20 protein-coding genes and 2 pseudogenes are annotated in these 19,932 nt (G+C 74.2%); 20 read left to right on the top strand and 2 right to left on the bottom strand.

Annotated elements, in window-relative coordinates:
- Window positions 1–122 precede the first annotated feature (122 nt).
- The 8 genes from arc (at window position 123) to pafA (ending at window position 8,107) form a co-directional block, all read left to right on the top strand.
- Window positions 123–1,853: a proteasome ATPase gene (arc, locus tag ACI784_RS16330; protein ID WP_456924071.1), complete on the top strand. Its 1,731-nt coding sequence runs from the start codon at window positions 123–125 to the stop codon at window positions 1,851–1,853.
- Window positions 1,854–2,021: 168 nt separating this feature from the next.
- Window positions 2,022–3,527 carry a depupylase/deamidase Dop gene (dop, locus tag ACI784_RS16325; RefSeq protein ID WP_456924070.1) on the top strand — a complete coding sequence of 502 codons (1,506 nt, stop codon included), beginning with the start codon at window positions 2,022–2,024 and terminating at the stop codon, window positions 3,525–3,527.
- A 118-nt stretch (window positions 3,528–3,645) separates the two neighbouring features.
- Entirely contained in the window at window positions 3,646–3,855 is a 210-nt protein-coding gene (locus ACI784_RS16320) for a ubiquitin-like protein Pup (RefSeq protein WP_457014155.1), read from the top strand.
- Between the two features lie 36 nt (window positions 3,856–3,891).
- Entirely contained in the window at window positions 3,892–4,641 is a 750-nt protein-coding gene (locus ACI784_RS16315; RefSeq protein WP_457014154.1) for an endonuclease VII domain-containing protein, read from the top strand.
- Complete coding sequence (gene prcB, locus ACI784_RS16310) at window positions 4,638–5,480, top strand: proteasome subunit beta (protein ID WP_457014153.1); 843 nt, start codon at window positions 4,638–4,640, stop codon at window positions 5,478–5,480. Before ACI784_RS16315 ends, prcB begins: the two co-directional genes overlap by 4 nt.
- Before the next feature lie 4 nt (window positions 5,481–5,484).
- Window positions 5,485–6,348 (top strand): proteasome subunit alpha, encoded by an 864-nt coding sequence (gene prcA, locus ACI784_RS16305; RefSeq protein WP_456924066.1) that lies wholly within the window; start codon window positions 5,485–5,487, stop codon window positions 6,346–6,348.
- Window positions 6,348–6,698: a hypothetical protein gene (locus ACI784_RS16300; protein WP_457014152.1), complete on the top strand. Its 351-nt coding sequence runs from the start codon at window positions 6,348–6,350 to the stop codon at window positions 6,696–6,698. The genes prcA and ACI784_RS16300 overlap by 1 nt, the downstream gene beginning before the upstream one ends.
- 50 nt (window positions 6,699–6,748) lie before the next feature.
- Window positions 6,749–8,107, top strand: a complete 1,359-nt coding sequence (gene pafA / locus ACI784_RS16295; RefSeq protein ID WP_456924064.1) for a Pup--protein ligase — start codon at window positions 6,749–6,751, stop codon at window positions 8,105–8,107.
- 48 nt (window positions 8,108–8,155) lie between these two features.
- Here pafA and ACI784_RS16290 read toward each other — a convergent pair whose 3' ends face one another.
- Complete coding sequence (locus ACI784_RS16290; RefSeq protein ID WP_456924063.1) at window positions 8,156–9,259, bottom strand: DUF3866 family protein; 1,104 nt, start codon at window positions 9,257–9,259, stop codon at window positions 8,156–8,158.
- A 41-nt stretch (window positions 9,260–9,300) separates the two neighbouring features.
- Here ACI784_RS16290 and ACI784_RS16285 point away from each other — a divergent pair, with 41 nt between their 5' ends.
- The 10 genes and pseudogenes from ACI784_RS16285 (at window position 9,301) to ACI784_RS16240 (ending at window position 17,333) form a co-directional block, all read left to right on the top strand.
- Window positions 9,301–10,269 carry a helix-turn-helix transcriptional regulator gene (locus tag ACI784_RS16285; RefSeq protein WP_456924062.1) on the top strand — a complete coding sequence of 323 codons (969 nt, stop codon included), beginning with the start codon at window positions 9,301–9,303 and terminating at the stop codon, window positions 10,267–10,269.
- Window positions 10,266–11,261, top strand: a complete 996-nt coding sequence (locus ACI784_RS16280) for a helix-turn-helix transcriptional regulator (RefSeq protein ID WP_456924061.1) — start codon at window positions 10,266–10,268, stop codon at window positions 11,259–11,261. The genes ACI784_RS16285 and ACI784_RS16280 overlap by 4 nt, the downstream gene beginning before the upstream one ends.
- A 10-nt stretch (window positions 11,262–11,271) precedes the next feature.
- The gene (locus tag ACI784_RS16275) at window positions 11,272–11,469 is read left to right on the top strand and encodes a hypothetical protein (protein ID WP_457014151.1); all 198 of its coding nucleotides are present in this window, start codon (window positions 11,272–11,274) and stop codon (window positions 11,467–11,469) included.
- Between the two features lie 92 nt (window positions 11,470–11,561).
- The gene (gene tatA / locus ACI784_RS16270; protein ID WP_456924059.1) at window positions 11,562–11,870 is read left to right on the top strand and encodes a Sec-independent protein translocase subunit TatA; all 309 of its coding nucleotides are present in this window, start codon (window positions 11,562–11,564) and stop codon (window positions 11,868–11,870) included.
- Between the two features lie 23 nt (window positions 11,871–11,893).
- Complete coding sequence (gene tatC / locus ACI784_RS16265; RefSeq protein WP_457014150.1) at window positions 11,894–12,832, top strand: twin-arginine translocase subunit TatC; 939 nt, start codon at window positions 11,894–11,896, stop codon at window positions 12,830–12,832.
- A gap of 10 nt (window positions 12,833–12,842) precedes the next feature.
- Window positions 12,843–13,007, top strand: a pseudogene (locus ACI784_RS16260) (sphingosine kinase); the annotation flags it as partial.
- Between the two features lie 52 nt (window positions 13,008–13,059).
- Window positions 13,060–13,161 (top strand): annotated as a pseudogene (locus ACI784_RS16255) (diacylglycerol kinase family protein); the annotation flags it as partial.
- Between the two features lie 39 nt (window positions 13,162–13,200).
- Window positions 13,201–13,749, top strand: coding sequence for a hypothetical protein (locus ACI784_RS16250; RefSeq protein ID WP_457014149.1), 549 nt, complete (start codon window positions 13,201–13,203; stop codon window positions 13,747–13,749).
- Window positions 13,750–13,758: 9 nt separating this feature from the next.
- The gene (locus ACI784_RS16245; protein WP_456924056.1) at window positions 13,759–16,605 is read left to right on the top strand and encodes a DEAD/DEAH box helicase; all 2,847 of its coding nucleotides are present in this window, start codon (window positions 13,759–13,761) and stop codon (window positions 16,603–16,605) included.
- Window positions 16,606–16,697: 92 nt separating this feature from the next.
- A complete protein-coding gene (locus tag ACI784_RS16240) occupies window positions 16,698–17,333 on the top strand; it encodes a DUF4333 domain-containing protein (RefSeq protein ID WP_457014148.1) in 636 nt (211 codons plus the stop codon).
- Between the two features lie 9 nt (window positions 17,334–17,342).
- On the opposite strand, the gene ACI784_RS16235 is transcribed toward ACI784_RS16240, so the two are convergent.
- Window positions 17,343–18,248, bottom strand: a complete 906-nt coding sequence (locus tag ACI784_RS16235; RefSeq protein ID WP_456924082.1) for a 5'-3' exonuclease — start codon at window positions 18,246–18,248, stop codon at window positions 17,343–17,345.
- A gap of 66 nt (window positions 18,249–18,314) precedes the next feature.
- On the opposite strand from ACI784_RS16235, the gene ACI784_RS16230 reads away from it, so the two are divergent.
- Entirely contained in the window at window positions 18,315–19,460 is a 1,146-nt protein-coding gene (locus tag ACI784_RS16230; protein WP_457014147.1) for a M24 family metallopeptidase, read from the top strand.
- A complete protein-coding gene (locus ACI784_RS16225) occupies window positions 19,435–19,923 on the top strand; it encodes an Lrp/AsnC family transcriptional regulator (protein ID WP_457014146.1) in 489 nt (162 codons plus the stop codon). The genes ACI784_RS16230 and ACI784_RS16225 overlap by 26 nt, the downstream gene beginning before the upstream one ends.
- Window positions 19,924–19,932: the final 9 nt, after the last annotated feature.

Here is a 19,932-nt window from a genome sequence, read left to right as displayed (position 1 = left end):
CGCGAGCCCCCGGCAGGCTGTCGCCGGGCGTGTATAGATTTGCCTCCTGGCTCTCCCGATGTGTGCGGAGGTGCGCGATGGGCCTGGGTCCCGACGAGTTCCGAGCGCGACGTGAGCGTGACGTGTCCGCACTGCTCACCCAGATCTCCTACCTGGAGGAGGAGATCGGTCTCCTGCGCCGCAAGGTGGCCGAGAGCCCCCGGCAGGTGCGGGCGCTGGAGGAGCGGATCGCCGAGGCGGAGGGGCGCGCGGCGTTCCTCTCCGAGCGGAACGACAAGCTCACCGCCACGCTGCGCGACGCCCGCGAACAGCTGGTCACGCTCAAGGAGGAGGTCGACCGGCTGGGCCAGCCCCCGTCCGGCTACGGCGTCTACCTGGGCAGCCACGACGACGGCACCGTCGACGTCTTCACCGGCGGCCGGAAGCTGCGCGTGTCGCTCTCCCCGTCGGTGGACGTCGAGACGCTGCGGCCGGGCCTGGAGGTCATGCTCAACGAGGCGATGAACGTCGTCGAGGCGTGCGGCTTCGAGCGCGCCGGCGACGTCGTCATGCTCAAGGAGCTGCTCGAGCCGATCGACGGGGTCACGCAGCGGGCCCTGGTGATCGGGCACACCGACGAGGAGCGCGTGGTCTACCTCGCCGACTCCCTCGCCGATTCCCCGCTGCGCAGCGGCGACTCGCTGCTGCTGGAGTCCCGCTCCGGGTACGTCTACGAGCGGATCCCCAAGAGCGAGGTCGAGGAGCTCATCCTCGAGGAGGTCCCCGACATCGACTACGGCGACATCGGCGGCCTGTCCCGGCAGATCGAGCAGATCCGGGACGCCGTCGAGCTGCCGTTCCTGCACGCCGACCTGTTCCGCGAGTTCGAGCTGCGCCCGCCCAAGGGCATCCTGCTGTACGGCCCGCCCGGCTGCGGCAAGACGCTGATCGCCAAGGCGGTGGCCAACTCGCTGGCCAAGAAGGTCGCCGAGGTCCAGGGCGAGGGCACGCGCGCGGCGAAGTCCTACTTCCTGAACATCAAGGGCCCGGAGCTGCTCAACAAGTACGTCGGCGAGACCGAGCGGCACATCCGGCTGGTGTTCCAGCGGGCCCGGGAGAAGGCCAGCGAGGGCACGCCGGTCATCGTGTTCTTCGACGAGATGGACTCGATCTTCCGCACCCGCGGCTCGGGGGTCTCCTCCGACGTGGAGTCGACGATCGTGCCCCAGCTGCTCAGCGAGATCGACGGCGTCGAGGGCCTGGAGAACGTCATCGTCATCGGCGCCTCCAACCGCGAGGACATGATCGACCCGGCGATCCTCCGGCCGGGCCGGCTGGACGTGAAGATCAAGATCGAGCGGCCGGACGCGGAGGCCGCCCGCGACATCTTCAGCAAGTACCTGACCACCTCCCTGCCGCTGCACCCCGACGACCTCGCCGAGCACGGGGGCAGCCGCGAGGCGACGATCGCCGCGATGATCCAGCGCACCGTCGAGCGGATGTACACCGAGAGCGAGGAGAACCGCTTCCTCGAGGTCACCTACGCCAACGGTGACAAGGAGGTCCTGTACTTCCGGGACTTCAACTCCGGGGCGATGCTGCAGAACATCGTCGACCGCGCCAAGAAGATGGCCATCAAGGAGCGGCTGGAGACCGGCACCGGCGGCCTGCGCGTCGGCCACCTCATGCAGGCCTGCGTCGACGAGTTCAAGGAGAACGAGGACCTGCCCAACACCACCAACCCCGACGACTGGGCGCGGATCTCGGGCAAGAAGGGCGAGCGGATCGTCTACATCCGCACGCTCATCAGCGGCAAGGGCACCGAGTCCGGCCGCGCCATCGACACCGCGACCAACACCGGCCAGTACCTGTAGCTCCTCCGGTCGAGCCCGTCACCGGCGGCCCGGTTCCCGCTGTCCGCGGGGCCGGGCCGCCGGCGTGCGCGGGGCCGGCTCCGGCGCCGCGGAGGGCTCGCGGGTGGCTGGCGTGCGGTCGTGCGGGCGGTGCCGGACGGCGTCGGCGCCGCGGCCTAGGGTTGGCCCATGAGCGTGCGGCGGGTCATGGGCACCGAGGTCGAGTACGGCATCTCGGTGCCCGGCCAGCCGACGGCGAACCCGACCACGCTGTCCAGCCAGGTGGTCAACGCCTGGGCGGTCGCCGAGGCCCCCGCCCCGCGCCGGCCGCGGTGGGACTTCGAGGAGGAGTCCCCGCTGCGCGACGCCCGCGGGTTCGACCTCTCCCCGGCCCAGGCGCTGGACCACAACGACCTGGACGAGGACTCGGGGATGGCCAACGTCATCCTCACCAACGGGGCGCGGCTCTACGTGGACCACGCGCACCCGGAGTACTCGACGCCGGAGGTCACCAACCCGCGCGACGTCGTCCTCTGGGACAAGGCCGGTGAGCACGTGATGGCCGAGGCCGCCCGCCGGGCCGCGCGGGTGCCCGGAACGGTGCCCATCCAGCTCTACAAGAACAACACCGACGGCAAGGGCGCCTCCTACGGGTCGCACGAGAACTACCTCATGGACCGGCGGACGCCGTTCCTGGAGATCATCCGCGGCCTGATCCCGTTCTTCGTCACCCGGCAGGTCTTCGCCGGCTCCGGGCGGGTGGGCATCGGCACGGAGAGCCGCACCCGCGGCTTCCAGCTGTCCCAGCGGGCCGACTTCTTCGAGGTCGAGGTGGGGCTGGAGACCACCCTCAAGCGCCCGATCATCAACACCCGCGACGAGCCGCACGCCGACGCCGACAAGTACCGCCGGCTGCACGTGATCATCGGCGACGCGAACCTCGCCGAGCTGTCGACCTACCTCAAGGTCGGGACGACGTCGCTGGTGCTGGCCATGATCGAGGCCCGCACCCTCACCCAGGACCTCAGCATCGAGGAGCCGGTGGACGCGCTGCAGGCGGTCAGCCACGACCCGTCGCTGTCGCACAAGGTGCGGCTGCGCGACGGGCGGCGGATGACCGCACTCGAGGTCCAGGAGGCCTACCTGGAGATGGCGCAGCGGCACGTCGACCGCACCGGGGACGGCGACGAGCAGACCGCCGACGTGCTGCGCCGGTGGGCCGAGGTGCTCACCGACCTCCGGATCGACCCGATGCGCTGCGCCGACCGGCTGGACTGGCCGGCCAAGCTGCGGCTGCTGGAGGGCTATCGGTCCCGTGACGACCTGGCCTGGGGCGACTCCCGCCTGCGCCTGGTGGACCTGCAGTACTCCGACGTCCGGCCGGACAAGGGGCTCTACCACCGGCTCGTGGCCCGCGGCTCGATGCAGCGGCTGCTCACCGACGACGAGGTGGCGCGGGCGGTGGTGCACCCGCCGACCGACACCCGGGCCTTCTTCCGCGGCGAGTGCCTGCGGCGCTACCCGGCGCAGGTCGCCGCGGCGTCCTGGGACTCGGTGGTGTTCGACCTGGGCCGGGAGAACCTCGTGCGAATCCCCACCATGGAGCCGCTGCGGGGCACCCGCGACCACGTGGGCCGGCTGTTCGAGTCGACGTCCTCGGCCCAGGAGCTGGTCGACACCATCACCGGCGGCTGAGCGCGGGGGAGTCCCCAGGCGCGGGCGTGGTCCACGGACCGCTCGCCGACACCCGTTCGTCACTCCGCCCGGGTACTTTTCGTCCCAGGCACCAGCCACGACACACCTGGAGGCAGCCATGGCCACGAGGGACACCGGCGGGCAGCAGCGGGCCACCCGCACCCGCGAGGAGACCGACGAGGTCGAGGCCTCGGTCGACACCGAGGTCGCCGAGCGCCACAAGGAGATGACCGAGGACGTCGACTCCATCCTCGACGAGATCGACGAGGTGCTCGAGGAGAACGCCGAGGAATTTGTCAGGTCATATGTGCAAAAAGGGGGCCAGTGACCATTCCTGTGCGCTTTTTCGCACGGCATCTGTCGAATGGTCGCGGAGAAGTACTGCCCTGATTGCGGTGAGATCCGTCCGTCCGAGTCCTTCACGAAGGACCGGAGTCGCCGTGACGGGCTCGCCGCCTATTGCCGTGATCACGCGCGTCAGCGCCTGAGGGAGTCGAAGATGCGCCGAGTCGGACCTCCGACTCGGCGCTACCCGGTCGGCCGCGAGGTCCCGGACGGCTGCAAGTGGTGTCCGGACTGCGACGAGGTCAAGCCACTGGCCGACTTCCCCACCACTCGCGCCAGTCGCAGCGGCGCCTACACGTATTGCAAGCCCTGTCACAACGCTCGCGGAAAGGCCGCGAAGGACAAGGTCGGCGGTTCGCGCACCTATCACCTGAAGCGCCGGTACGGGATCACGGCGGAGGACGCCGACGCGATGCTGACAGCGCAGGGCGGTCTGTGTGCGATCTGTAGGTCGTCGCCCGCGGTGCACGTCGACCACGACCACGAGACCGGCGCCGTCCGCGCGCTGCTGTGCTTCAACTGCAACGGCGGGCTCGGCCAGTTCCGAGACGACCCGTACCTGCTGCACGTGGCGGCCTTCTACGTGGAGTCGCACCGCGAGCGGCAGGCGCTGTCCCGGCTCCAGGAGTCCGCGGGCGCCGGCCCGGGCACGGCCAGCCGGCCGGGGAGCCCGCCGGTAGGGTCGCAGCGGCGCCCGGGGAGCACGCGCAGCACCGGGCGGAACAGCGGGTCACGCCGGCAGAGCACGGCGGGAGAGGCGGATGGGTGAACGAGTATTCAGCTGGCCGGAGCGGGTTCCCGCCCGCGTACCTGGACCGGGTGGGTTCCTCGTTCACCGACTTCCTCGCGGTCACCGCCCCGGACCTGCTGCCCGGCCGCCGGCCGGTCCCGCAGATCCCGGTCGGTGACATCACCCCGCACGGCACCACGATCGTCGCGGTCACCTACGAGGGCGGCGTCCTCATGGGCGGCGACCGGCGCGCCACCATGGGCAACCTGATCTCCAGCCGGGACATCGAGAAGGTCTACCCGGCCGACACCTGGTCGGTCATCGGCATCGCCGGCGCCGCGGGCATCGCCATCGAGATGGTGAAGCTCTACCAGGTCGAGCTCGAGCACTACGAGAAGATCGAGGGGCTCACGCTCTCCCTCGACGGCAAGGCCAACCGCCTGGCCCAGATGATCCGCGGCAACCTCGGCGCGGCGCTGCAGGGCCTGGCCGTCGTCCCGCTGTTCGCCGGCTTCGACCTCGACGCGGCGCCCGGCGCCACGCCGGGGCGGATCTTCAGCTACGACGTCACCGGCGGGAACTACGAGGAGCGGGGCTACGCCGCCGTCGGCTCCGGCTCGCTGTTCGCCCGCAACTCGCTGAAGAAGACGTGGCGGCCGGGGCAGTCCGGCGACGCGGCCACCCGGAGCCTGGTCGAGGCGCTCTACGACGCCGCCGACGACGACTCCGCGACCGGCGGCCCCGACCCGGTGCGGCGGCTGTACCCGATCGTCTACCGGGTGGACGCCGAGGGCGCCGTCCGGCTCACCGACGACGAGGTCTCCGCCGTCGCCGCGACCATCGTCGACGAGCGGTCCGCCGCGGACGGGCAGGGCTGATCCGATGACCATGCCGTACTACGCCTCGCCGGAGCAGGTGATGCGGGAGCGTTCCGAGTACGCCCGCAAGGGCATCTCCCGCGGCCGCTCCGTCGCCGTCGTCACCTACGCCGACGGCGTGCTGTTCATCGCCGAGAACCCCAGCTCCACCCTGCACAAGGTCGGCGAGCTCTACGACCGCATCGGGTTCGCCGCCGTGGGCCGCTACAGCGAGTTCGAGAGCCTGCGGGTCGCCGGGGTGCGCCTGGCCGACGTCCGCGGCTACTCCTACAACCGCCGCGACGTCACCGGCCGGGTGATCGCCAACGCCTACGCGCAGACCCTCGGCGAGATCTTCACCCAGCAGCTGAAGCCCTACGAGGTGGAGCTGTGCGTCGCCGAGGTCGGCGACAACCCCGAGTCCGACCAGCTGTTCCGGCTCACCTTCGACGGCTCGGTCGTCGACGAGCCCGACTTCGTCGTGATGGGCGGCCAGGCCGAGGCGGTGAGCACCCACCTGCGCGAGCACTTCCTGCCCGGGATGAGCCTGGCCGAGGCGCTCAAGGTGGGCGTGCAGGCCCTCTCCGCGGTCAGCCCGGCCACCAGCCCGGGCAACGGCGGGCCGGCCCTGCTGTCGGCCGAGCAGCTGGAGGTGGCCGTCCTCGACCGGCGCCGGCCCAAGCGGGCGTTCCGGCGTGTGGTCGGGGCCGCCCTCCGCACCCTGCTCGACCGCGGCGACGAGGCCGCCGCGGAGACCGTGGAGGAGCCGCACACCGCCTCGCACGCCCCCAGCACGCCGCAGCCCGGCGCGCCGGCCGGGCTGGGCGACCCGGCCGCCCCCGACACCGGGGGCACCGCCGGCGGCGGGGGACACACCCCCACCACCTGATGCCCGCCTACCGGGTCAACGAGGCCGGGGTGCGCCAGGCACGCCGGCTGATCGACGCGGGCTCGGTCGACGTCGACACCGAGTGGTCGCGGGCCGCGCCGTCGGCCGCGCAGGAGAACGACCACATCGCGGCGCACGGCCACGACGGCTACGGGCAGTGGCACCTCGCGGTCGACCCCGACGCGTCGGAGGAGACCAAGAAGCGCTACGCGTTCCCGTTCGGCGACTTCACGACGGTCAACCGGGCGGCCCTGGTGCACGCGAAGCAGCGGGCCGCGCAGAACGACCACCCGGAGATCGCCGAGGCCGCCGGCGACCTGCTGCACCGGCTCGACGACCGGTCGCGGTAGCCGTGCGTCGCGGGCGGGCCAGTGTCGGTGTCGGCGCCTAGGCTCGGTGCGTGGAGCGACGGATCTTCGGGATCGAGACCGAGTACGGCGTCACGTGCACCTTCCGCGGGCAGCGCCGGCTGTCCCCGGACGAGGTGGCCCGCTACCTGTTCCGCCGCGTCGTGTCGTGGGGGCGCAGCTCCAACGTGTTCCTGCGCAACGGCTCCCGCCTCTACCTCGACGTCGGCAGCCACCCCGAGTACGCCACCGCCGAGTGTGACGACCTCACCGAGCTCGTCGTCCACGACAAGGCCGGGGAGCGCATCCTCGAGGGCCTGCTGGTCGACGCCGAGCAGCGGCTGGCCGAGGAGGGCGTCACCGGCGACATCTACCTGTTCAAGAACAACACCGACTCGGCCGGCAACAGCTACGGCTGCCACGAGAACTACCTGGTCGGCCGGCACGGCGAGTTCAGCCGGCTGGCCGACGTCCTGATCCCGTTCCTGGTCAGCCGGCAGATCGTCGTCGGCGCGGGCAAGGTGCTGCAGACCCCCCGCGGGGCGATCTACTGCGTCAGCCAGCGCGCCGAGCACATCTGGGAGGGCGTCTCCTCCGCCACGACCCGCTCCCGGCCGATCATCAACACCCGCGACGAGCCGCACGCCGACGCCGAGCGGTACCGGCGGCTGCACGTCATCGTCGGCGACTCGAACATGAACGAGACGACGACGCTGCTCAAGGTGGCCGTCACCGACCTCGTGCTGCGGATGATCGAGGCCGGTGTCCCGATCAAGGACATGGCGCTGGAGAACCCGATCCGCGCCATCCGCGAGATCAGCCACGACATGACCGGACGGCGCAAGGTGCGGCTGGCCAACGGCCGGGAGATGTCGGCGCTGGAGATCCAGGCCGAGTACCACAGCCGGGCCGCGGAGTTCGTCGACCGCGAGGGCTTCGGGCCGGTGCACCGGCAGATGCTGGAGCTGTGGGGGCGGGTGCTCAAGGCCGTCGACTCCGGCGACCTGTCGCTGATCGACCGCGAGATCGACTGGGCGACCAAGTACACGATGATCGAGCGCTACCGGGCCAAGCGGGACCTCCCGCTGTCGCACCCCCGGATCGCCCAGATGGACCTCGCCTACCACGACATCAGCCGCAAGCGGGGCCTGTACTACCTGCTGGAGCGCAACAACCAGGTCGACCGGGTGGCCCACGAACCGCGGGTGTTCGAGGCCAAGAACGTGCCGCCGCAGACCACGCGCGCCCGGCTGCGCGGGGAGTTCATCCGCAAGGCGCAGGAGAAGCGCCGCGACTTCACCGTCGACTGGGTGCACCTCAAGCTCAACGACCAGGCCCAGCGGACCGTGCTGTGCAAGGACCCGTTCAAGGCCGTCGACGAGCGCGTGGACAAGCTCATCGCGTCGATGTGACGTGCCGTGGAGTGCCACGGCCGCGAGCGCCGCGCCGTGGCACTCCACTCACTCGGGCAGCGGCACCCGCAGCGCGGCGTAGCGGCCGGCGGCGGCCGCGGCGAGGAAGTACGCCCGCTCCTCGGGGTACCCGCGGCCCATGGTCGACAGCGGCACGGGGGAGAGGCCCAGCGCCTCCTCCAGCCCGTCGACGTCCATCCACACGACCGGGTTGCGCTCGGGCTGACCGGCGAGGTCCTCCTCGACCTGCCCGCCCAGCTCCGATCCGAGCCCCCGCGGCGCCACCAGCGTCACCCCGGCCAGCGCGACCCGGCCGAACGCGGTCAGCGAGTGGTGGGACACCCCGCGGTGACGGGGCCGCGGGTCGGCGTCGGAGATCCGCAGCGCCCCGACCGCCTGCCCGCCCAGCACCGACACCGCGTTGCACGCCTCGCCGGCGGCCACCCCCGAGAAGCCCCACGGCGTCCCGGTGCCCAGGTTGCCCGGGCCCTGCGTCACGATGGCCACGTCGGCGCCCAGCACGTGCCGGGCCGCCAGCAACCCGGTGTGCAGGGTGACCGCCTCGACGTCGCCGCCGAACGCCTGGCCCACCGTCACCACCCCGGCCAGCGACGGCGCCAGCGCCGACAGGGCGCGGGAGAAGCCGGCGACCAGCGCCCCGCCGTCGGTCATGACGTAGGCGACCTTCAGGTCGGGGTCGGTGGCCAGCACCCCGATGAGCACGGCCGGCAGCGCCGAGTGCAGGTCCGCGACGACCACCGGCATGCCGGCCAGGTCCTCGGCCTCGGCGATGGTGTCGTGGGAGTCGGTGTCCTGCTCGTCGACGCCCTGCACGGTCACCTGCAGCGGCGTGTACCGCGCCTTGACCAGGTGCCCGGGGCCAGCCGGGTCGGGGGGCAGCCGGTCGGGGACGGCGACGACGAGGGCGTACCCGCCGGTGCCCAGGCGCTGCGCCCAGGCGGTGGTGTTGAGCAGCACCGTGTCGCCGACCTCGGGCACGCCCACCAGCGACGGGTGGGCCAGCGCGCGGACCTCGCCGTCCTCCGGCACGTCGACGGTGAGCTCCTGGGCGTCCCGCCAGGCCCGGCCCAGGGCCGTCACCGTGCCGCGTCGCCAGCGGATCCGTTGCTGCGTCGAAATCGCTTCCCCCACGCGGGCAGGCTAGCCAGAGCGCTCGTGACTAGCCTGGGCGCGTGGCGGCGAAGCGGGCTGAACGGCTGGTGAACCTGGTCATCGCCCTGCTCGGCACCCGGCAGTACGTGACCGCGGCGCGGATCCGGGCCACGGTGCCCGGGTACGAGCCGGACGACGGGTCCGCCCGCGCCGACGAGGCGTTCAAGCGGATGTTCGAGCGGGACAAGGCCGAGCTGCGCGAGATGGGCGTGCCGCTGGAGACCGGACGCACCAGCGTCTTCGACACCGAGGACGGCTACCGGATCGCCCGCGCCGACTACGAGCTGCCCGAGATCACGCTGACCGGGGAGGAGGCCGCCGCGGTCGGCCTGGCGCTGCGGCTGTGGGAGTCCGCGCAGCTGGCCGGGGCCGCCCAGAGCGCCCTGGTGAAGCTCAAGGCCGCCGGCGTGGACGTCGACGCCGGCCGGTCCATCCCGCTGCGGCCCCGGCTGGACTCCGACGAGCCGGCCTTCGAGCCCTGCTACGCCGCGGCCCGCGACCGGCGGGCGATCGAGTTCGACTACCGCCGTCCCGACGAGGACGCGCCGACCCGCCGGCACGTGCAGCCGTGGGGCGTGGTGGCCTGGCACGGCCGCTGGTACCTGGGCGGGCTGGACCTCGACCGGCAGGCGCCCCGCGTGTTCCGCCTCTCCCGGGTGGTCGGCCTGCCGCGGGTCACCGGACCGGCCGGGGCCTTCGAGCCGCCGGCCGACGTCGACCTGGCCGCGATGGTGGCCGGCCAGTCCAGCGGCGAGGAGCAGCTGGTGCTGGTGCGGGCCCGGCCGGGCACCGCGATCGGGCTGCGCCGGCACGCGGTGCCGCTCGGCCCGGGGGAGGACGGCGACGACCGGCTGCAGGTGCGCACCACCGACCCGGCGCGGCTGGCCGACGAGCTGGCCGCCTACGGCCCGGACGTCGTGGTCGAGGCGCCGGCCGAGGTGCGCGCCGCCGTCGTGGAGCGGCTGACCCGGCTGGCGGCGATGGCATGACCGCGCCCACCACGACCGAGCGCATGACGCGGCTGCTGGCGCTCGTGCCCTACCTGACCGCCCGGCCCGAGGGGGTGCCACTGGCCGAGGTGGCCCGCGACTTCGGCGTCCCCGAGCGGCAGCTGCGCCGTGACCTCGAGCTGCTGTGGATGTGCGGCCTGCCCGGCTACGGCCCCGGCGACCTCATCGACCTGGCCTTCGAGGGCGACCGGGTGCGGGTCACCTTCACCGCCGGCATGGTCCGCCCGCTGCGGCTGACCACCGACGAGGCCGTCGCCCTGGTGGTCGCGCTGCGCACGCTGCTGGAGCTGCCCGGCCTGGCCGAGCGGGACGCGGTCAGCCGGGCGCTGGCGAAGGTGTCGGCGGCCGCGGGGCACGCCGGTGAGCGGGTCACCCCCGTGGCGCTGTCGGTGGACGCCCGGGAGCAGGCGCTGGCCGTCGTCCGGGACGGTCTGGAGCGCAAGCGCGCGCTGCACCTGCACTACTACGTGCCCACCCGCGACGAGCGCACCGAGCGCACCGTCGACCCGCTGCGGCTGCTGCTGGTCGACGGCCGGTGGTACCTGGAGGCGTGGTGCCGCCGCGCCGAGGGGCTGCGGCTGTTCCGCCTGGACCGCGTCGACGACGTCGTCGTCCTCGACGAGCCGGCCGCCCCACCCGAGGGGGTGCACCTGCGCGACGTGGACGCCGGGCTCTACCAGCCCGGGCCCGACGCGCCGGTGGTGCGGCTGCGGCTGGCCCGCACCGCCCGCTGGGTGGCCGAGTACTACACGGTGGAGGACGTCCGCGAGGTCGACGACCCGCCCGGCGGCCTCGCCGTCGCCGTCCGCACCGCCGACGTCGCCTGGGCGCGGCGGCTGGTGGCCTCCCTCGGGGGTGCGGCGACCGTCGAGGAGCCGGTCGGGCTGGCCGCGGCCGTCGCCGCCGACGCGCGCGCCGCGCTGGAGCGGTACGGGGTGCGGGCGCCCGGGCCGGCCGGGGCCGGGGACTAGGGTCGGCCCCGTGCTGCTCGTCGTCTGGATCGCCGTCGCCGTCGCCGTCCTCGCCGTCGTGGTCCTCGGCGCGCTGGGCCACGGGCTGCTCGGCGCGGCGAACCGGCTGCGCCGCGAGCTCGCGGCGCTCGAGCGAGAGGTGCGCCCGGTGCTCACCGAGGTGCAGGCGAGCGCGGCCCGGGCGGCGGACACGCCACGTTCACCCTGAAGTCACCCGGCGACCCCCCGGTTGCGGGGGGTGCACAGCGGGTCGGGCCACGTAGCATCGACGGTGCCCACCCGCACCCCTGGAGGACCGTCATGGCCGGACTCGGCCCCCTGGAGATCGGCCTGATCATCCTGGCCATCCTGCTGCTCTTCGGCTACAAGAAGCTGCCGGACGCCTCGCGTTCCCTCGGCCGCTCGCTGCGCATCTTCAAGGGCGAGATGAAGGGCATGAAGGACGACGACGTCCGCGGCAAGGACGCCGCCACCACCGCGGTCCGCGGTGAGGTGCTGCCGCCCGCCGGGCCGGACGCCGCCGCCCTCGAGGCCGAGGCGCTGGCTGCGGAGGCCCGGGCCGCCGAGCTGCGCGCCCGCGCCGCCCGGCGCAGCGACAGCCCCCGCTGACCCCTCCCCGCAACGGCACCACGATGAGCGACGACGGACTGCGACGGTCCCGGCTGCGGCGACGTCGCCCGCCGCGTGACGCGGCGGCGACGATGACGCTCATCGCGCACCTCACCGAGCTGCGCAACCGGGTCGCCAAGGCGCTGCTGTTCCTCGCGATGGGAACGGTCGTCGGCTTCCTCTGGTACGACCACGGGCTGCTGTCCTTCCTCACCGAGCCCTACTGCGCGCTGCCCGGGGACCTGCGGCTGCAGGCGGACGGCGACTGCCGGCTGGTGGTGCTCGACGTCTTCGGGGGCGTGCTGCTGCGGCTGAAGATCGCCTTCATCGCCGGCGCCGTCATCTCGTCGCCGTTCTGGCTCTACCAGCTGTGGTCGTTCGTCACCCCCGGCCTCAAGCGCAACGAGAAGCGCTACACCGTCGGCTTCGTGGCCGCCTCGACCACGCTGTTCGCCCTCGGCTCGGTGCTGGCCTACATCACCCTGCGCAAGGGCCTGGAGCTGCTGCTCACCCTGGCCGGGGACGAGGTGGCGTTCCAGCTGACCGCGGAGCTCTACCTGGGCTTCGTGATCAGCCTGCTCGTCGCCTTCGGGCTCTCCTTCGAGGTGCCGCTGGTGGCGGTGGCGCTCAACCTGGTCGGCGTCCTCACCTACCAGGCGCTGAAGAGGTCGCGGCGCTGGATCTTCTTCCTCACCATCGTCTTCGCCGCCTTCGTGACCCCCACCCAGGACCCGTTCACGATGCTGGCCATGGCCGGGCCGATGATCGTGCTGTTCGAGTTGGCCATCCAGATCGCCCGCATCGTCGACCGGCGCCGGGCCAAGCGGGACGCCGTCGAGCACTTCCACGGCCTGTCCGACGACGAGGCCTCCCCACTCGACGCCGGCCCCACCCCGGTCGACGACCTGCGCCGGGAGGACGACACCCCCGTCGAGGGCCCCGCGGTCCGCTCGTCCCGCTGAGACCCCGCGGGTGGACGTCGCCGTCCTGCTGAGCCCCGCCGCGGGCCGGGGCCGGGCCCGCGGCGCGGCCGGCCCGGTGCTCGCCGCGCTGCGCGCCGCCGGGCTGCACCCGCGGGTGCTGCCGGCCACCACCCGCCCCGACGCCGAGCGGCAGGCCGCGGCGGCGGTCGCCGACGGGGTGGGCGCGGTCGTCGCGGTCGGCGGGGACGGCGCGGCGCACAGCCAGGCTGCAGGCCGTCGCCGGCACCGCCACCCCGCTGGCCGTCGTCCCCGCGGGCACCGGCAACGACCTCGCCCTGGCGCTGGGGACCCCCGGGAACCCGGTCGCCGCCGCGCGGGCCGCGGCCGAGGACCTGCGGGCGGGGGCGGTGCGCACCCTGGACGCCGGGCGCACCGGCGACCGCTGGTGGGCCACCGTGCTGTGCTGCGGCTTCGACTCCGCGGTGACCGACCGGGCCAACCGGCTGCGCTGGCCGCGCGGCCCGCGCCGCTACGACGTCGCCATCCTCGCCGAGCTCGCCCGGCTGCGGCCGCGCCCGCTCACCCTCGTGCTCGACGGCGAGCCCCGCACCCTGCAGGCCACGCTGGTCGCCGTCGGCAACACCGCCTGGTACGGCGGTGGGCTGCGGGTCTGCCCGGCCGCCGACCCGGGCGACGGGCGGTTCGACGTCACCGTGGTCGGGCCGGTCACCCGCCGGGAGCTGGTGCGCACCCGGCCCCGGCTCTCCGCCGGCACCCACGTCACCCACCCCGCCGTCACCGTGCACCGGGCGGCCCGGGTGGAGCTTCGGGGGGAGGGACCGGCCGTCTACGCCGACGGCGAGCCGGTGTCCCCGCTGCCGGCCACGAGCGTCTGCGCGCCCGGCGCGCTGGCCGTCGTCGGGACCAACCGAGCCGAGGTCGTCCCCTCGGCCTAACGTGGAGGCATGTCCAGCCCCGCTGAGCGGTACGCGGCTGCCCGGCGGCGCAGTGCCCACCCCACGCTGGCCGACTTCACCGCCGAGCTGTCCTTCTCCCTCGACCCGTTCCAGGTGGAGGCCTGCGAGGCGCTCGACGAGGGCGCCGGCGTCCTGGTCTGCGCGCCCACCGGCGCGGGCAAGACCGTCGTCGGCGAGTTCGCCGTCCACAAGGCGCTGGCCGAGGGGCGCAAGGCGTTCTACACGACGCCGATCAAGGCGCTGAGCAACCAGAAGTACAACGACCTGGTCGAGCGCTACGGCGAGGCCCAGGTCGGCCTGCTCACCGGCGACAACGCCGTCAACGGCGACGCCCCGGTGGTCGTGATGACCACCGAGGTGCTGCGCAACATGCTCTACGCGGAGTCCCCGGCGATCGACGGCCTCGGCTACGTCGTCATGGACGAGGTCCACTACCTGGCCGACCGGTTCCGCGGCGCGGTGTGGGAGGAGGTGATCATCCACCTCCCGCAGTCGGTGACCCTGGTGTCGCTGTCGGCGACGGTGAGCAACGCCGAGGAGTTCGCCGACTGGCTGGTCACCGTGCGCGGCCACACCAAGGTCGTGGTCAGCGAGGTGCGGCCGATCCCGCTGTGGCAGCACATGCTGGTCGGCAACCGGGTGTTCGACCTGTTCTCCCTGCGGCCGGCCGCGCACGCCGCCGAGCAGGGGGAGACGCCGCGGCTGCTGTCCACCCGCGACCGCGGCGCCAGCGTCGTCGACCCCGAGCTGGTCCGGTACGTGCGGGAGTACGAGCGGCGGATCGACACCTGGGGCGGTGGCAACGGCGGGTCCCGCCGGGAGCGGGACTGGCACAAGCCGCGGTACCGCCCGCCGGCGCGCCCCGACGTCATCGAGCGGCTCGACCGGGCCGGGCTGCTGCCGGCGATCACGTTCGTGTTCAGCCGCAACGGCTGCGACGCCGCCGTCGACCAGTGCCTGCGGGCCGGGCTGCGGCTCACCGACGAGCGCGAGCGCGCGGAGATCGCCGCGGTCATCGACGAGCGCACCGGGTCGCTGCCGGAGGAGGACCTGCACGTCCTGGGCTTCTGGGAGTGGCGGGAGGGCCTGCTGGCCGGGCTGGCCGCCCACCACGCCGGCCTGGTCCCGGCGTTCAAGGAGACCGTCGAGGAGTGCTTCGTCCGCGGCCTGGTCAAGGCCGTGTTCGCCACCGAGACCCTCGCGCTGGGCATCAACATGCCCGCCCGCACCGTCGTCCTCGAGCGGCTGGTCAAGTGGAACGGCGAGGCGCACGTCGACGTGACGCCGGGGGAGTACACCCAGCTCACCGGCCGGGCCGGCCGCCGCGGCATCGACGTCGAGGGGCACGCGGTCGTCGTCTGGGCGCCGGGCATGGACCCCTCGGTCGTCGCCGGGCTGGCCAGCACCCGCACCTATCCGCTGCGCTCGTCGTTCCGGCCCAGCTACAACATGGCGGTCAACCTGGTCGGCTCCTTCGGCCGGGCGCGGGCGCGGGAGCTGCTCGCCTCCTCCTTCGCCCAGTTCCAGGCCGACCGCTCCGTGGTGGGGCTGGCCCGGGCGGCCGCCCGGCACGAGAAGGACGCCGAGCGGTGGGCCGCCGAGATGCACTCCGAGCACGGCGACGTCGGCGGCTACGCCATGCTGCGCCAGCAGATCGCCGACCGGGAGAAGGAGCTGTCCCGCGACTCGCAGGCCAAGCGCCGGATGGAGGCCGCCGACGCCCTCGCCGCGCTGCGGCCCGGCGACGTCATCCGCGTCCCCCAGGGACGCCGGCAGGGGCTGGCCGTCGTCCTGGACCCGGGCATCACCGACCTCGCCGAGCCCCGGCCGCTGGTGCTGACCGAGGACAAGTGGGCCGGCCGGCTCGGCTCGGTGGACTTCCCGACCCCGGTGACGGCGCTGGCCCGGGTGCGGGTGCCCAAGAACTTCAACCACCGCAGCCCGCACGCCCGCCGGGACCTCGCCGCCACCCTCCGCAACGCGCGGGTCGAGCACGACCTCGGCGCGCGGCGGGTCAAGCAGCGCTCGGCCGCCGCCGACGACCCGGTGCTGCACGACCTGCGGCGGGCGCTGCGGGCACACCCGGTGCACGCGCTGCCCGACCGGGAGGAGCGGGTGCGGGCCGCGGAGCGCTGGCTGCGCGCGGTCCGGGAGGCCGAGGCGACCCACCGCAAGATGGCCGAGCGCACCGGTTCGCTCACCCGCCAGTTCGACCGCACCTGCGACGTCCTGGAGGAGCTGGGCTACCTCGTGCCCGAGGTCGCCCCGCTGGTGCCCGCCGACACCGAGGCCGTGCCCGCGGTCGACGACGTCCCGGTGGTCACCGGCGACGGGCGCCGGCTGGCCCGCATCTGGTCCGAGGCCGACCTGCTGGTCGCCGAGTGCCTGCGGGCCGGCGTGTGGCGCGGCCTCACCCCGGCGGAGCTGGCCGCGGCGGTGTCCACGCTGGTGTTCGAGGCGCGCCGGGACAACCCCAGCCAGCCCGCCGTGCCGGCGGGCAAGGTGGCCGCCGCGATCGCCGAGATGCGGCGGATCCGGGCCCGGCTGCAGGACGTCGAGCTCGACCACGGCGTGCCCGCCACCCGGGACCTCGACCTCGGCTTCGCCTGGGCGGCCTACCGGTGGGCCGACGGGCAGAGCCTCGACCGCGTCCTGGCCGGCGCCGAACAGGCCGGCACCGAGCTCTCCGGCGGGGACTTCGTGCGCTGGGCCCGCCAGCTCATCGACCTGCTGGACCAGCTGGCCAAGGGCGCGGAGGAGCCGGTCGCGGCGACCGCCCGCCGCGCCGTGGAGCGGGTGCGCCGCGGTGTGGTGGCGGTGGCGGTGGGTGGCTGACCTGCCGTGCGCGGCGCCGCCGGTGGTGCACAATTCCCCCCGCCTCGTGACGCGCAGTCACCGGGCTTCCTGATCGGCGACCGGGAGCGACGATGACCAACCCACCCCAGGGCGGCGGCACGCCGGGGCCGTACGGGCAACCGGGGCCCCACGGTCAGCACCCGCAGCCGGGGCCCCACGGTCAGCAGCCGCCCGGAGCGTACGGTCCGCCGGGGCCGCAGTACGGCCCGCCCGGCTCGTACGGGGCCCCCGGTGGCTACGGGCCGCCGGCCCCGCAGTACGGCCCGCCCGGGCAGTACGGCCCGCCCGGGCAGTACGGCCCGCCCGGCCAGTACGGCGCGTACGGGCCGCCGCCCGGCCAGCAGCCGCCGTGGGGGCCGCCGGCCCCCGGGCAGCCCCCGTACGGCGGCGCGACGGCGCCCCGGAAGTCGCGCCTGCGCCTCTACCTCGGCCTGCTCACCCTCGCGGCGCTGCTGGTCCTCGCGGTGGTCATGGCCCGGGTCATGGGCGACACGGTCCTGGACCGCTCGGCCGTCGAACGGGACGTCGCGGCGCAGTTCGAGGAGCGCGCGGGCGTGGCCATCGAGCTCGACTGCCCGGCGGAGATGACGGTCGAGCCCGACGCCACGTACGAGTGCACGGGCACCACGGCCGACGGCGAGGACGTCACGCTGGAGATCCGGATCACCAACGTGGTCCTCGCCGAGTACACCTGGGACGAGGTGTGAGCCGACGGTTCAGGCCGGCCAGCCCAGCGCCGCGCCCAGCCGCCTGACCGAGGACTCGATGCCGTGCGCGGCCGCCAGCGCGGCCAGCGCGTCCGGGTCGGCCGGCCGGCGCGGCAGCTCGTCGGCCACCGGCGGGAGGTCGATGTCGCGGGCCACGGCGACCACCACCGGTGCGGCGTCGAGGTAGCCGGCCCCGGCGTGCAGCTTCTCGAGCACGCCCTTGGTCAGCGGCGCCCTGGGGACGACGGTGCGCGCCGCCGCGGCCCGGATGCCGGCCAGGTCGCCGAACTCGGTGATCAGCGCGGCCGCGGTCTTCGCGCCGATGCCGGCCACACCGGGCAGGCCGTCGCTGGGATCGCCCCGCAGGACGGCGAAGTCGGCGTAGGCCCGCCCCGGGATGCCGTACTTCGCCGTCACCGCCGCCTCGTCGACCAGCTCCAGGTCGGTGATGCCGCGGGCGGTGTAGAGCACCCGCACCCGCCGCGCGTCGTCCACCAGCTGGAACAGGTCCCGGTCACCGGTGACGACGTCCACCGGCCCCGCGGCGCGCTCGGCGAGGGTGCCGATGACGTCGTCGGCCTCGTAGCCGGGCGCCCCCACCCGGGCCACGCCGGCCGCGGCGAGCACCTCCACCAGCACCGGCACCTGGGGGCCGAGCTCCTCGGGGGTCTCCTCGCCGCCCTCGGGGGCCACCCGGTGCGCCTTGTAGGAGGGCAGCGCCTCGACGCGGAACGCCGGGCGCCAGTCGTCGTCCCAGCAGGCCACCAGCCGCTCGGGGCGGTGGGCGGTCACCAGCCGGGCGGTCATGTCGAGGAACCCGCGCACGGCGTTGACGGGGCGGCCGTCGGGCGAGGTCACGCTGGTGGGCACGCCGTAGAAGGCCCGGAAGTAGAGGCTGGCCGCGTCCAGCAGCATCGTCGTCACAGCCCGCGACGGTAACGGCCAGGAGCGGTTCCGGTGCGCGAAGCTAGTCTGCGGTCCGTGCCGACCTCTTCCCCGTCCGGGCCGCTGGTGACCGTCGAGCGCGTGCACACCGCGCGCGAGGTGGCCGCCGAGCTCGGCATCGACCTGCTCGTGGTCACCCCCGGCTCCGACCTGCGCTACCTGTGCGGCTACGACGCCCACGCGATGGAGCGGCTGACCGCGCTCGCGGTGCCCCGGCGCGGCGAGCCGTTCCTCGTCGTCCCCCGGCTGGAGGCGCCGATGGTCGACGCCAGCCCCGCCGGCGGGCTCGGGCTGGAGGTGCTGGCCTGGGACGAGACCGACGACCCGTTCGCGCTGCTGGCCGGGACGGCCACCGCCCGCCTCGGGAGCGCGCCGGCCCGGGTCGCCGTCGGCTCCCGCACCTGGGCCGAGCACGCCCTCGGTGTGCAGCGGGCGCTGGCCGGGTCGGCGCTGGAGCTGGCCGCTCCGGTCGTCGACCGGCTGCGGATGGTCAAGACGCCGGCCGAGGTCGACGAGCTGGCCGCCGCCGGCGCCGCCATCGACCGGGTCCACGCCCGGATGGGGGAGTGGCTGCGGGTCGGCCGCACCGAGGCGCAGGTCGGCGCCGACATCGCCGCGGCGATCCTCGCCGAGGGCCACGTCGGCGTGGACTTCACCATCGTCGGCTCCGGACCCAACGGCGCCAGCCCGCACCACGAGCTCTCCGACCGGGTGGTCGAGGACGGCGACCTGGTCGTGGTCGACATCGGCGGGGAGACGGCCACCGGCTACCGCTCCGACTGCACCCGCACGTACGCGGTGGGCCGCGCGCCCGGGGCCGAGGTCACCGAGTGGTACGCCGTCCTCCAGCAGGCGCAGGCGGCCGCGACCGCCGCCGTCCGCCCGGGGGTGACCGCCGAGCAGGTCGACGCCGCGGCGCGCGAGGTGATCGCCGCGGCCGGGTGGGGCGAGTACTTCATCCACCGCACCGGCCACGGCATCGGCCTGGACACCCACGAGGCGCCCTACATCGTGGCCGGCAACGCCCTGCCGCTGGTGCCGGGGATGGCCTTCTCCGTGGAGCCGGGCATCTACCTGCCCGGCCGCTGCGGCGCCCGCATCGAGGACATCGTCGTGTGCACCGAGGACGGCATGGTGAGCGTCAACGAGGGCCCCCGTGAGCTCGTCACCCTCGCCGGCTGAGTCCGGCGGCGGGGGCGGCACCCCGTCGGCCGACGTCGACCGGGCGCTGCTGGCCGCGCTGGCCCGCGACGGGCGGGCCAGCTACACCGAGCTCGCCGAGCGGGTGGGGCTGTCGGTGTCCGCGGTGCACCAGCGGGTGCGCCGGCTCGAGCAGCGCGGCCTCATCACCGGCTACCACGCGAAGGTCGACGCCCGGTCGCTCGGGCTGGGGCTGACCGCCTTCGTGTCGATCACCCCGATCGACGTCGCCGCGCCCGACGACGCGCCGTCCCGGCTGGCGCACCTGACCGAGATCGAGGCGTGCCACTCGGTCGCCGGGGTGGAGAGCTACATCCTCAAGGTGCGGGTCGCCTCCCCGGACGCCCTGGAGGCGCTGCTGCAGAAGATCCGCGCGTCGGCCAACGTCACGACGCGGACGACGGTGGTGCTCTCGACCTTCTACGAGGACCGCCCGCCGCTGTGAGACCGGAGG

Source organism: Geodermatophilus sp. SYSU D01186, assembly GCF_054050215.1.
This window is presented reverse-complemented; position numbering and strand designations above follow the sequence as displayed.

What these genes read in the sequence shown, in the direction of transcription:
- ACI784_RS16320 (WP_457014155.1), top strand. Translation starts at nt 3,646, where the DNA reads ATGGCCACGAGGGACACCGGCGGGCAGCAGCGGGCCACCCGCACCCGC.
- tatC (WP_457014150.1), top strand. Translation starts at nt 11,894, where the DNA reads ATGAGCGACGACGGACTGCGACGGTCCCGGCTGCGGCGACGTCGCCCG.
- ACI784_RS16245 (WP_456924056.1), top strand. Translation starts at nt 13,759, where the DNA reads ATGTCCAGCCCCGCTGAGCGGTACGCGGCTGCCCGGCGGCGCAGTGCC.
- dop (WP_456924070.1), top strand. Translation starts at nt 2,022, where the DNA reads ATGAGCGTGCGGCGGGTCATGGGCACCGAGGTCGAGTACGGCATCTCG.
- ACI784_RS16300 (WP_457014152.1), top strand. Translation starts at nt 6,348, where the DNA reads ATGCCCGCCTACCGGGTCAACGAGGCCGGGGTGCGCCAGGCACGCCGG.
- tatA (WP_456924059.1), top strand. Translation starts at nt 11,562, where the DNA reads ATGGCCGGACTCGGCCCCCTGGAGATCGGCCTGATCATCCTGGCCATC.
- prcA (WP_456924066.1), top strand. Translation starts at nt 5,485, where the DNA reads ATGACCATGCCGTACTACGCCTCGCCGGAGCAGGTGATGCGGGAGCGT.
- ACI784_RS16315 (WP_457014154.1), top strand. Translation starts at nt 3,892, where the DNA reads ATGGTCGCGGAGAAGTACTGCCCTGATTGCGGTGAGATCCGTCCGTCC.
- ACI784_RS16280 (WP_456924061.1), top strand. Translation starts at nt 10,266, where the DNA reads ATGACCGCGCCCACCACGACCGAGCGCATGACGCGGCTGCTGGCGCTC.
- ACI784_RS16240 (WP_457014148.1), top strand. Translation starts at nt 16,698, where the DNA reads ATGACCAACCCACCCCAGGGCGGCGGCACGCCGGGGCCGTACGGGCAA.
- ACI784_RS16235 (WP_456924082.1), bottom strand. Translation starts at nt 18,248, where the DNA reads ATGCTGCTGGACGCGGCCAGCCTCTACTTCCGGGCCTTCTACGGCGTG.